Annotated in this window: 7 protein-coding genes; 5 read left to right on the top strand and 2 right to left on the bottom strand. The window is 44.3% G+C overall.

All coding sequences use genetic code 11. The annotated features are described in order from the left end of the window. Positions 1 to 4: 4 nt before the first annotated feature. From SCB77_RS09875 to SCB77_RS09860, 4 genes are all read left to right on the top strand, one after another. On the top strand, positions 5 to 1,186 hold the full coding sequence (locus tag SCB77_RS09875; protein ID WP_320186267.1) for a DUF2062 domain-containing protein: 1,182 nt from the start codon (positions 5 to 7) through the stop codon (positions 1,184 to 1,186). Then, entirely contained in the window at positions 1,186 to 4,833 is a 3,648-nt protein-coding gene (locus SCB77_RS09870) for a 1-acyl-sn-glycerol-3-phosphate acyltransferase (protein WP_320186266.1), read from the top strand. The genes SCB77_RS09875 and SCB77_RS09870 overlap by 1 nt, the downstream gene beginning before the upstream one ends. Continuing rightward, positions 4,830 to 6,359: a phytoene desaturase family protein gene (locus tag SCB77_RS09865; RefSeq protein WP_320186265.1), complete on the top strand. Its 1,530-nt coding sequence runs from the start codon at positions 4,830 to 4,832 to the stop codon at positions 6,357 to 6,359. Before SCB77_RS09870 ends, SCB77_RS09865 begins: the two co-directional genes overlap by 4 nt. 144 nt (positions 6,360 to 6,503) lie before the next feature. Further along, entirely contained in the window at positions 6,504 to 7,811 is a 1,308-nt protein-coding gene (locus SCB77_RS09860; protein WP_320186264.1) for a phenylacetate--CoA ligase family protein, read from the top strand. A gap of 32 nt (positions 7,812 to 7,843) precedes the next feature. On the opposite strand, the gene SCB77_RS09855 is transcribed toward SCB77_RS09860, so the two are convergent. Both SCB77_RS09855 and dapF read right to left on the bottom strand, forming a co-directional pair. Continuing rightward, positions 7,844 to 10,720 carry a DEAD/DEAH box helicase gene (locus SCB77_RS09855; RefSeq protein ID WP_320186263.1) on the bottom strand — a complete coding sequence of 959 codons (2,877 nt, stop codon included), beginning with the start codon at positions 10,718 to 10,720 and terminating at the stop codon, positions 7,844 to 7,846. Between the two features lie 108 nt (positions 10,721 to 10,828). Continuing rightward, on the bottom strand, positions 10,829 to 11,611 hold the full coding sequence (dapF, locus tag SCB77_RS09850; protein ID WP_320186262.1) for a diaminopimelate epimerase: 783 nt from the start codon (positions 11,609 to 11,611) through the stop codon (positions 10,829 to 10,831). 218 nt (positions 11,612 to 11,829) lie between these two features. Here dapF and SCB77_RS09845 point away from each other — a divergent pair, with 218 nt between their 5' ends. Continuing rightward, the gene (locus tag SCB77_RS09845) at positions 11,830 to 13,380 is read left to right on the top strand and encodes a Do family serine endopeptidase (RefSeq protein WP_320186261.1); all 1,551 of its coding nucleotides are present in this window, start codon (positions 11,830 to 11,832) and stop codon (positions 13,378 to 13,380) included. The last annotated feature ends 29 nt before the right edge of the window (positions 13,381 to 13,409 follow it).

The raw sequence follows: 13,409 nt of genomic DNA, 5'->3' as shown, positions 1-13,409 counted from the left end.
GAATATGGAGCACCAAACAACTGCGGCGGAAATGAAGCGATTGGGGATTGTGGTGATCGTTCCCACCTATAATAACGAGAAGACGTTAAAGCGTGTCTTGGATGCTGTCTTAAGCTACACCGAGGATATTATCGTGGTGAATGACGGAGCAACAGATGGAACCGCTCAAATTTTGGCGGGATATCCGACCTTGGATGTTATTACGCGCGAAAAGAACGGCGGAAAAGGATTGGCGCTCCGCGCAGGAATTAAACGCGCCCGATCTCGTAATTTCAGCTATGCCATAACCATAGATTCCGATGGGCAGCACTATGCGGATGATATTCCGTCGTTTGTACGTCATCTTGCGGAATCTACGGAGCCCGTATTGTTGATCGGCAGTCGTAACATGACGCATGATTCCGTCCCGCGTAAAAGTAGCTTTGGAAACCGGTTTTCTAATTTTTGGTTCTGGTTTGAAACGGGCGTGAGGCTGACCGATACACAATCGGGATTTCGTGCGTATCCGCTGGCAGCGATTGGCAAAAAGTTTTATACGCGTAAGTTCGAATTCGAAATAGAAATTATTGTGCGCGCCGCATGGGCTGGTGTACATGTCGCAAATATTCCGATCCGTGTGCTGTATGACCCCACGGAACGGGTATCTCATTTTCGTCCTTTCAAGGACTTTACTCGTATAAGCATTTTAAATACGGTATTGGTATTGCTAACGTTCTTCTATATTTTGCCGCGCAATTTCTTTCGCAACTTTAAAAAAAAAAATCTAGTAGATTTCATTAAGCAAAACATTCTCGGCAGTGAAGACTCTCCAGAGAAGAAAGCATTATCCATTGGACTCGGCGTATTCATGGGGATTGCCCCCGTTTGGGGATTTCAGACAGCCCTTACCATCACATTGGCGGTTTTCTTGCGATTGAACAAAGTATTGGCTTTTGCCTTCTCCAATATCAGCTTCGCGCCACTGATTCCTTTTGTTATCTATGCCTCTCTGCTTGTCGGAGGATTGTTGTATCCTTCCAATGCTTCGCTCGAACTCGACCGGATCTCGTTGGATACTATAAAATCACATGTGTGGCAGTATGTTGTCGGAAGTTTGCTCTTAGCTGCTGTGATGTCGTTGTTGATTGGTTTCTCCAGTTACTTTTTTTTGAAGATTAATCAGCAAAGGGGCGTATCAACACGATAATGGAAAGAATGTTCTACCATATTTATCTGTTGGTGCAACGGTACAAGTTGCTATCGTGTTCGATCGCACTGGCCTTTTTGGTAGGCTGCGGTTTTTTAGCCAGCAAGATCCGATTTGAAGAAGATATTACACAGATCATTCCAAAAAACGATGATGCTGATGAGCTTTCCCGCGCCATTAAACAGATGAACTTCGCGGACAAGATCACGGTACTTTTAGAGAAAACGGATACTGTATCGCCTCAAAGGTTGTCGGCGATGGCCACGGCTTTTGTCGATTCACTAGCAAGAGATACCGTTTTTGTAAAGGGTATTTCTGGACAGGTAGGGCAGCAGGATCTCGAAGACAGTTACAACTTTGTATACCGAAACTTGCCATTTTTTCTAGATTCCACAGCCTATGCGGAGATGGAAAAGAGGTTCTCCCCAGATTCCATCGCCGTACGCATGGCACAGAATTACCGTACACTTTTGTCGCCAACTGGCTTCGTTACGAGCCGATTTATACAAAAAGATCCTTTGGGTCTCGGATTTTTGGGCTTAGAAAAGATTAGACAGCAAGGTATAGGTGATCAATTTATCCTGATGGATGGTTTTGTTGCGAGTAGCGATAGTAGTAAGATACTTCTTTTTGTGGATCCAATTTTTCGAGGCGCGGATACGGAACACAACACGAGGTTTGTAGACCATTTGGAAACTATCCGTGAAAAGCTAGAAAAGCAGTTTCTTGGACAATCACTATCCTACTATGGTTCAACCTTTGTGGCGGTTGCCAACGCCAAGCAGATAAAAACGGATATCTCCACGACGGTATTGCTGTCGATGTCTATATTGATGGTCTTGCTCGTGCTTTTCTACAAACGCATTTATATACCCGTGTTGGTATTTATCCCAACCATTTTTGCCGTCGCACTTTCTCTCGCTTGTCTTTATTTGTATAAGCCTATCATTTCGGCCATATCGTTGAGTGTTGCGGCGGTGTTGCTTGGTATCACAATAGATTATTCCCTGCATGTACTGACGCATTTCAAAAAGTCGGGAGACGTGCGTGCCTTGTATAAGGAGTTGACAAGGCCGCTTTTGATGAGTGGTGCAACGAACGCCGTAGCCTTTCTATGTCTTCTTTTTGTACATTCATCGGCATTGATCGATTTGGGAATTTTCGCTTCCATTTGTATATTTTCATCCTCGGTATTCACACTGCTTCTAATACCGCACCTGTATCGTCCTAGGGAGGCTATACGATACAATTCATTGATCGACAAAATCGCTGGGTTTTCTTTTGAACGGAGTAAACCACTAATAGCAATGTGTGTCTTGTTACTGCTGATCAGCTGTTTCACCAGTGGTCGGGTAGGGTATAATAATAACCTCGCCTCTTTAAATTTTGTGCCGAAAGCGTTGCGTGAAACAGAGGTGAAGCTAGATACCTTGTTAAACACTTCATCAAAGTCGCTGTACTTGGTTTCTTCGGGCGAGAGTTTTGACGAGGCTGCTCGAAAGGCTGATAGCTTATTCGCTTCGTTGGAGCGTGCCAAGGCAAGCAATCAGATTATTCACTACACGGGTTTAACGATGTTTCCATTATCCAGTGAGGCGCAGGCATCGTATCTCCAGCGGTGGGATAAATTTTGGAATATAAAAAGAAGAAATGACCTTCGCGAAAAGTTGGTGTCTGAAGGAGAAAAATATGGATTCTCGCCGCATACGCACGATATGTTTTATGAGCGCATCGCGCAACAGCATACACCGATGGGGATGGAAGAGATCATGGGAGCCAAACTCTTGTCTACCGCCGACTTCCTAGCATCACGCGATAGTTTTTATACAATTTCCACGTTGGTAAAAGTAGCACCGGAGAAACGTGATCAGTTTTTGAAACAGATCGATAAAACCAATGACGTTTTGGTGATCGATCGTCAACATTTGAATGAGCACTTCTTAGGTCAGCTTCGCGACGATTTTAATAGACTGGTGGGCTATTCCTTTTTTGCAGTGCTGCTCATCCTGTGGGTTTTCTTCCGTCGTGTGGAATTGGTCCTGCTTAGCGCAGTTCCGATTGCTCTGACCGGACTTGTGACAACAGGACTGATGGGATTGCTTGGATTGGAGTTCAATATTTTTAGCGCGATTGTGTGTACGTTGGTTTTTGGCCATGGCGTAGACTTCAGTATTTTCATGACAGCGGCTTTACAGAAGCAATACAGCACAGGAGAGGACGAATTGCAGACCTACAGAACCTCTATCTTGTTGGCGGTGCTCACCACGGTTCTGGCAATCGGGGCACTCGTTTTTGCTAAACATCCGGCTCTACTTTCTATTGCTTCGGTATCACTTATTGGTGTTTTTGCCGCCGTCATCATCACTTTTGTATTCTACCCGATTTTGTTCCGTTTTTTTATTTCCAATAGGGCCAAGCAAGGGAAATCTCCGTTCACGGTCAGTATCGCCTTTTTTTCGATGCTCTTTTTTCTGTATTACGGCTTGGGAACTATTATCTTATCTTTCCTCTGTAGAACAGCGTTGATGATTTTACCGATAAGTCGTGCTCGAAAAGATCATATCTTCAGACGTATGATGGCTCTTTTTATGAAGTCTGTATTGTGTATGGATCCGCGTACAAAGCATAAGAACTGGAACGAGTACAGGGAAACCTTTGATCGACCGGCAGTCGTCATCGCGAACCACAGCTCTTTCTTGGACACACTATCTATGGGGATGCTGGTACCAAAAGGCATTTTTTTGGTAAACGATTGGGTTTGGAATTCACCTATTTTTGGGAGGGCGGTAAAGGCCTTGGGCTTTTATCCTGTTAGTAAAGGACTGGATAATGGTGTGGATGTTTTACGCGAGAAAGTAAAAAACGGATATTCGTTGATCGTCTTCCCGGAAGGTACGCGCTCTTATGACAATGTCGTAAAGCGCTTCCATAAAGGAGCATTTTTCTTGGCGCAGGAATTTGACCTTGATGTGGTGCCTGTTTATCTTCTCGGTAATGGCGATGTACTTCCCAAGGGAGATATTCTGATTTTTGGAGGTGCTTTAAACCCTGTGATTGGAGAACGTATCGGCGCTAACGATACGAATTTTGGTGTGGATTACGGTAGCAGAACCAAACAAATTACACAACATTACCGATCGAACTACGAAAAGCTGCGGCATAAGTTTGAAGGAGTACATTACTTCTCAAAAAAGATCGTGCTGGCTTATCTATTCAAGGATGAAGAGATCGTAGATGCCGTGAAACGTCATATCAACGCCTATGCAACGCACTACCACAGCCTTAGGGATGTAATTGCAGCAGCTGTAAAAATAAATCATTTGTCGGATAGCTATGGCGAATTTGACTACCTCTTGTCCCTTCAAAAAGGACAACGTAAGGTGGTTGGGATAATTGCGGATGCTGAAAAGCGTGCAGTTGCCGAGAGTATTTATTGGCGGAAGCATAGGCAGGTAAACTTTACGGAAACGATGGATGCAGCAGATAATGTGCTTGTTGTTCATCCTACACTTCTGCTTTCAGATTTTCAGGTAGAAAAGTTGAGTTTTTTTCAAGAAATATATACCTTTAAGGAAGAGCCCCTTCTGGATAGGGATGGCTGGAAGGCCGTTAGGCTCTCTGAATTTGTTATACGCTATGTAAGATGAGCCCTGATTCCAGCAAATATGATGTAGTAATCGTTGGTAGCGGTCTTGGGGGGCTCGTTACTGCCGTCACATTGGCCAAAGAAGGCATGCGGGTATGTGTACTCGAAAAAAACAACCAATTTGGTGGTAACTTGCAGACTTTTGCGCGTCACAAAAAGCTCTTCGACACCGGTGTGCATTATATCGGCGGATTGGGGAAAGGGCAGAACCTGTATCAGTATTTTTCCTATTTGGGCATCATGCAGCAATTGGATGTGGAGCGCATGCCCACGGTGTTCGATCGTATCACCTTTGGCGATCAAGAAGCTGTTTTTCCTATTGCACAGGGATACTCTGCATTTGTCGATTATTTATTGCCCTATTTTCCAAAAGAACGAAAGGCGCTGCAACAATATGTAGAAGATCTCGACTATGTTTGCCATGCCTTTCCGCTGTATTATGTAGAAGATGGCGATGGGTATAAAACGGAAGTCTTGCACCGCAGTGTAAAAGCATATTTCGCTGATTTGACAGCAGATGAGAAGTTGCGCGCGGTATTGGTAGGCAATAATTTTCTGTATGCAGGCGAAGACGATAAGACTCCGTTTTATGTGCATGCGTTGGCGCTGAATTCATATTTGCTGGGTGCTTATCGCTGTCCGCGTGGAGGAAGTCAGATCAGTAAAGCGTTGATTAAGGAATTACGAAGACTTGGGGGAGTGGCATTCAAGCGTGAAGAAGTACGATCGGTGACTATGGAGGCTGGAAAAATAGCACAGGTCGGTACAAGTAGTGGGAAGCAATTTGTTGCGGACTTGTTTGTCATGAATATTGATCCCAAGCGCGCGCTGAAGTTGGTCGGTCGTGAATACTTCAGGAAGCCGTTCTTCGATCGTGTGCAACAGCTGCCCGTGACGACATCGGCTTGTAGTGTACACGTTGTGCTTAAGCCCAATAGTATTCCTTACGAAGCGAGCAATCTGTATTATCACGATAGTATAGCATCTGTATGGGGCGCCGCTCGGTATTCGCTCGAAGATTGGCCTAGTATGTTTATGCTATCGATGACTGCCGATCCACAAAACCCGGGCTATGCAGATACGCTGACGCTGCTCAGCTATATGCATTTTGAGGAAGTTGCACCTTGGGGAGATACACACAATACCGTGGTAAAGCCGGGATCAAGAGGCGAGGAGTATAGTTGCTTTAAAGCCGATAGAGCCCATTTACTTTTGGAAAAAGCAACGAAGTTCATTCCCGGATTAGGCGAAGCGACGATGCATGTCCATGTTTCGACACCATTATCGTACCGGGATTACATTGGTATGCATGAAGGAAATTTATACGGCCACGTAAAAGACGTCGAAGACCCACTGAAAACGTTTATATCACCAAAAACGAAAGTGGAAAACCTGTTTTTAACGGGACATGGAATCTATATGCACGGTATTTTGGGCGTGACGGTAGGCGCTATTGCAACCTGTGCGGAAATTGTTGGCAAGCCAACGCTTTTGGAAAAGATTAAGGCTGCTCAGGATAACGATTAAACATATCTAGGAACCGAAAAAGACATGGCTGTCGCAAAAGGGGATTAATATGTGAATAATTTTATATCTTCATGCTTTCTTTTTGATCTAGAAAGCTTAGGAGTATAAGCGTTAGACAAAGTCCCTAAGAGAAAATGGTAAATAATGATGGAACAAAAATTGGTAATGGAGAGACAGACCGCGAAAGAGATCAAAGCATATCAAGAAGAGCTTTTACGTCGTCAGTTACACTACCTACAGGAAAAGTCACCGTATTATAGTCGATTGTTCGCTAAACATGGCATTGATGTGCATGCCATTTCTACTATCGAGGACTTGTCTGTAATCCCCACAACGAGTAAGGACGATATTCAACAACATAACGAAGAGTTTTTCTGTGTAGAACGTTCTGAAATTGTAGATTACTGTTCTACGTCGGGCACCTTAGGTAGGCCGGTATCCTTTGGTCTTACGGAGGCTGACTTGGAACGTTTAGCATACAATGAGATGCGTTCCTTCGAAACCATCGGCATAAAAAAAGGCGATCTTGTGCAGCTGATGACCACGATGGACCGTCGTTTTATGGCGGGACTAGCTTATTTTCTAGGCTTACGAAAAATGGGAGCTGCTATCCTGCGTGTCGGATCTGGTGTGCCGCAGATGCAATGGGATGCTATATTGCAATATAAACCGCGCTTTTTAATTGCGGTGCCTTCATTTTTGTTAAAGATGATTGAATATGCCGAGCAACATGGGATAGACTACCGCAACTCGGGCGTGGAGACGGTACTTTGTATCGGAGAGTCACTTCGCGATCAGCAATTTCAGGATTCGTTGTTGACCTCGCGTATCAGGGAGAAATGGCCTATTCGGCTGCATTCTACGTATGCGTCAACGGAAATGGGAGCTGCCTTTACCGAATGTGCCTTCTTTCAAGGGGGGCATGTGCATGAGGATCTCATCATTACAGAAGTGTTGGATGAGCTCGAACAGCCCGTTGCCGACGGGCAAAGTGGAGAACTTGTGATTACCACACTTGGCGTGCAGGGTGTTCCTTTGTTGCGCTTTAAGACGGGAGATATTGTTCGGCGTCACAGTGAGCCTTGCGCCTGCGGTCGACATACCTACCGCATAGGTCCAGTAGAGGGACGCAAGCAACATATGGTGAAATACAAGGGGACAACATTGTATCCGCCGGCGATGCACGATCTGCTGGCAGGATTTGCGAATATTGAACATCACGTCATCGAGATATTTGATAACGATATCGGAACAGATGAAATTGTAGTTTATATAAGTGCCAAGGAGCAGTCGGAAGAAATGTTAGCTGAAGTAAAGGATCATTTCCGAGCAAAGCTGCGCGTTAGCCCTCGTATAGAATGGAGGTCCACGGAAGAGCTGCAAAAGATTATCTTCAACCCATTAAGCAGAAAGCCCATCACCTTTATCGATAAGCGCGCTTCTACGGGTTAGTTCGTTACTTTTTAAAGAAAGTAAGTAGCTTTCTAACGCAGTAGTTCTTGTATATCTTCAGTGGATAGCGATTTCACAAAGCTTTCCTCGGTGGTGATCAACGCGGAAGATATGGCACGTTTTCTATTTTGTAATGCCAAGATCTTTTCTTCAACGGTATCCTTGCTAATGAATTTGTAGATGAAAACGTTCTTCGTCTGTCCAATGCGGTGCGATCGATCGATAGCTTGCTGCTCAACGGCTGGGTTCCACCATGGATCCAAGATGAAAACATAATCAGCTTCGGTTAGATTTAATCCTACACCCCCTGCTTTTATAGAGATAAGGAACAGGTTGATGTCTGCTTTTTCCTTGAATGTGGAAACGGCTTCTGCACGATCGCGAGTGCTTCCATCCAGATAAGCATAAGCTTTTCCTTTTCTTTCAAAGTAGGATTTAAACAGTTGCAAATGTTTCACAAACTGCGAAAAAATAAGCACTTTATGGCCTTCCGAAGATACGGAATCTATCATCTCGATGACAGCATCGAACTTGCCCGAGGGCATGTCCCGCTGTTGATCCAACATGAGCGGATGATTGGCTATCTGCCTTAACTTGGTTAAGCCTTGAAGAAGGATGATTTGGTTTCCCTTTCCTTGTTGTTTTAAGGCGTTGTCCAAGATGGCATTTCTGTATTCCGACTTTGTGCTTTCGTAGAGCTCTGCTTGTTCGTCCAACATTTCGCAATAGATGGTCTGCTCGGTTTTTGGCGGAAGTTCTTTTGCTACCTGATCTTTCGTGCGGCGTAGGATGAAGGGTTTAATGATGGCCTGCAGTCGAGCAGCTTTGTCTTCATCTTTCTTTTTCTCAATGGGCGTTACGAACTCTTTTTGGAAATAGCTGTAAGAACCAAGTAAACCGGGATTGGAAAAATGCATCTGCGACCAAATATCGGCCACCGAGTTTTCTATAGGAGTACCACTGAGGGCCAACTTATGTCGACTTTTTAAACCTTTAATGGCTCTGAATGATTTGGATGTCGGATTTTTTATGTGTTGGCTTTCATCCAAAATAATATAGTTGAAGAATGATTTTGCCAACATCTCCTCGTCGCTACGTGCGATGCCATAGGTGGTGATAACCAAGTCGAAATGTGTGAATCCGTATGGATCTTTTAATCGGTTACTACCCGTATGGAGTAGTATCCGGAGTTGCGGTGCAAATTTTTCGGCTTCTTTTTGCCAGTTGTAAATCAGTGAGGTAGGGAGAATCAGTAGAGATACCTTTGCATGATCACTACCTTTCAATTCTTCTTTTTGCTGTTGCAGCAGCGCTAAGGTTTGCACGGTTTTTCCGAGACCCATATCGTCAGCTAGGCATCCCCCGAATTTGTAACGCTGGAGAAAGTGAAACCAATTGTAGCCTGCTCGTTGATAGGGGCGCAACTCTCCTTGAAATGCCTCAGGAAGTGCTGCATCCTCGATCTGCTCGAAGTTTAAAAGCTGCTCCAGCTTGCGGTGAAAAGACACCTGCGTATTTTCTGACAGTTCATAAACAAGTCCGATATGTGTTTTGCTGAGTTTCAAGCTATCTTTCTTGGTTGCAAACTGAAAAAGATGCTCATATTGCGAAAACCACTCTTCAGGAATGATGGCTATCTCGCCATTCGGCAATATAAATTCTCTGTTTCTGTTGAGAATATGCTCTCGTAGATCTAGAAATGGAATTTCATAGGGACCGAAGTAGGCCACTGCTTGAATGTCAAACCAGTCATTGCTCTCTTCAATGGTTATCTCCAAAGAAGTTTTTCCGATAAATATGGTTTTCTCCCCCTTGGCCTGTTTGATGATGAAGCCTTGTTCGATCAATTGCTCTTTGCTGTTGTTCAGCCACTCCAGTATAGAAGCATTGCCTTCCGGCAAGACGTAGCTGCCAAATAGGGCGTCCTTTTTTTCGAGGCCATGCCCTTCCAAGTAGTTGGCTTGTCGCTGCTCCCATTCCAGCGATCGTTTTATACGGTGAAAGATATAGTGGTCAACTTCTTCTTGATGCTCCAAACGAACGGTGACAGGATGTTGGGATCCGGCGGAAAATTCGTAGGGGCCGTAGTTGAAAGACAGCTGCACAAATGATTCCCCAGACGCTACATAGAATAGTTTTAGTACGGGAGAAGCATTTTCGCGGTGGGTCTTAATCTCAAAGCCTTCCGCATATACATTGTACTTTTCGACAAGGCCAGTGACGAAGGCTTCAAAATATTTCCGCTCTGTGGATCGTGGAACAGCGATGTATCGTTTATGAAGAAAAGGGCTTAGCTTTTTGCCGTCCATCTCTTGATCGAAATGATAGAGCGTATTTTCTAGCAAAAGCCAAGCTTGTTTGTTGACGACTACCTGCGCCCCTTTGTACATGAAATCTATCCGCTGTCCGTCATATTTCAACGTTGGAAAGTAGCGTGTTTCTTCTTCGTTTCTCCGAAAATGGAAAAGGATAGACATCGGCTGTTCGGCGAGTTTTAACTCCTGATCGGCGGGGTAGCCATCTTTACTCATCAAAAATAACGGCTTCCCTTTTATTCTTTCCAATACCGACAGCATCTTTTGTTCAATCTTCGGACGGATATAATCATAGATCTTCTGATCAAAGATTTTTCCGAAGAAATCTACAGGGCGCATCGCTTTTTTGTTATACCGCTTAATGATATTGGTTTGTTCGATCTCGTCGAGCAGTTTAATGATCTGATAATCGTCATCTTGCAAGGCCGACGCAAAATCACCAACGGTATTGGTGAAGATTCGTTTGTAGCTGAGTGAATAAGAACCGTTTGGGTTAAGTTGAACCACATGTGGCTCAATCAGGAAACCCAAGTAAGGATGTTCTCCCAGCGAATAAACTAATTTGAATGGTAATTTTGTGTCAATTTGTTGCATGCAAGTTTCTAGAGCGCCTAAAAAAAGGCTCTAATATACATAAAATGTAATATAGTTAGTCTTTTCATCGGCTCGCGTGAGCCGATAGTGGGATTAAATGTGAAAAAATTAGATTTTTCCGCTAAAAACAAACTGTGCTGGTCCTTTCAGGCGCACATCGGTAAACAAGTCTCCGGCTCGGTGGAAGCTAATATAAAGCTGTCCGCCAAGGACGCGAATGGGAATTTCTAAATGCCCTTCAAGTCCGTTTGCTAGCGCGACGGCCATGGCTGCAGCAGTTGCTCCTGTTCCACAGGCTAGCGTTTCATCTTCCACGCCACGTTCGAAGGTGCGTACAAAGTAACCGCCGTCGGACTCTTGTTCGATAAAGTTCACATTGATGCCTGCTTCACGATAAGTGTCGTTATTGCGGATAGCATAGCCAGCATCATATACGGATAGATTTTTCAGGTCTTCCACGAATTGAATATAATGAGGAGAGCCGGTGTTAATGATATATGCAGCACCATCGCGGGCGGTCGTGCTGACGTTTATCATGCCCAAATCTACTTGTTCACGTTGTATTTTGGCTTCATGGCTGCCATCTACTGCCAAAAAGGCAGTGTTATCGTTAATCAGTCCAAGGTCACGAGCAAAGGCTACGATACATCGACCTCCGTTTCCGCACATTGTTCCTTCGCGGCCATCAGCATTAAAGTACACCATCTCGAAATCAAAGTTTTTTATATCTTGAAGTAGCATAAGACCGTCTGCGCCGATTCCAAATCGCCGATCGCAAAGACTTTTAACTAAATCAACGTTGGAACGATCGAAAAAACCTGTCCTGTTGTCCACTAGAATGAAATCATTCCCTGCGCCTTGATATTTTGAAAAAAATAATTTTTCACTCATTTACTTGAAAAGTTGGATTGAAATTAATATTCTTGTTACAAAAGTTGTTCCGATTGTTAAATGATGTTAAAAAACTATAGATAACCAATTTAGTTAACATTTTTTAACTGCCAAAAGTTGACAAGGCATTTCTAATGGTATTACATTTGACTTAACCTTTAACAACAGTGTAAAACTAAAGATTTTTTTTAAAATAGAGATTTATAGCAATTAGTAACATGAAGAAGATAGGAGTAAGTTTATTAACAGCCTTCGTCGGAGGTGCGGTGGCTATCGGAGGGTATAAGATCTTCGAGAATAAACAGTTGGAGAAAATGACCTTCGAAGATCAGCAAAAGGTTTATTTTGCAAATAATCCGGGCGCAGAAATTTTGTCATCTACCGGGAATCCGGATTTTACGCAGGCAGCGGCGGCAGTATCGCCGGGTGTTGTGCATATTAAGGTCACGATGTCGGTTCGTAACTCGCAGCGTGGCGGGGGTAGCGGATCACCATTCGATATGTTTGAGGAATTTTTTGGGATGCCTCAACAGCGTAGGTCGCAACCACGCCAAGCTATGGCATCCGGTTCGGGCGTTTTGGTGTCTCCTGATGGTTATATCGTCACGAATAATCACGTGGTGGAAGACGCTGACAAGATTGAGGTGCAGCTGACGGATCAGCGTACGTTGGAAGCCAAAGTTATCGGTCGCGATCCAGATTTTGACTTGGCATTAGTGAAAGTAAATGCGAAGGATTTGCCCTTCGTGAAGTTTGGAGACTCGGACAACGTACGTATCGGTGAGTGGGTATTAGCTGTTGGCTATCCCTTGAGTTTACAATCAACCGTTACGGCAGGTATCGTAAGTGCAAAAGGACGTCAGATTGGTATTTTGGGTGATCAAGGACAGGGACAGGGATCTCCTTATGGCTATGGACAGCCGCAAGAGTCTATTGCACGAACAGCCGTCGAATCATTTATCCAAACGGATGCGGTAATTAACAAGGGAAATAGTGGTGGTGCGCTTGTTAACGCACAAGGAGAACTAATCGGAATCAATGCGGCTATCGCTTCACCTACGGGTGTGTATGCAGGCTACGGATTTGCCATCCCGGTAAATCTGGTGAAGAAGATTGTTAACGACTTCAAGAAGTTTGGTGCGGTGCAACGCGGTTACGTAGGCGTTAACTTCCGCGAGATGGATGAAACCGCTCGTAAAGAGTTAAATGTAGATGATGTGAATGGCTTGTATGTGGCAGATCTTGTTAAAGACGGTGCGGCAGCGGCAGCGGGTATCAAAAAAGGTGATATCATCACCAAGGTAGAAGGTAATACAATCTTTTCATCTTCAGATTTACAGGAACGCGTAGCACGCCTTAGTCCTGGCGATAAGTTGAGACTTACCTACAAACGAGAAGGAAAAGAAAAAGAGGTTACGGTCACCTTGAAAGCACAGGAAGCTAAGAAATCTGCCGAAGAAATCGAAAACAGCAAGAGCGCAACGGAGATTTTCAATAAGCTCGGTGCAAGCTTTACCCCAGCTAACGATGCACAGAAGAAGAAATTTGGTGCAAACTCGGGCGTGGTAATTACACAGGTACATCGTGGTGGGATGTTTGAATACTTTGGCGTGGAAAAAGGACTTATCGTTACCCATGTCAACGGTAAGCCGGTCAACAATGTTGATGATGTTGAATCAGCATTGGCGGCGACAAAACGCAACATCGTGCGTATCACAGGTGTTTCTGAAGGAGGAACAGTTGAGTTCAACTTTCCGGTTGAATATTAATTGAATATATGGTTGATTAGGAAAAGGTA

Origin of the sequence: Sphingobacterium bambusae (genome assembly GCF_033955345.1) — a bacterium.
In the GTDB taxonomy this organism is placed as follows: domain Bacteria; phylum Bacteroidota; class Bacteroidia; order Sphingobacteriales; family Sphingobacteriaceae; genus Sphingobacterium; species Sphingobacterium bambusae.
The sequence above is the reverse complement of the archived record's forward strand: the minus strand, read 5'-3'. Positions and strand labels throughout refer to the sequence as shown.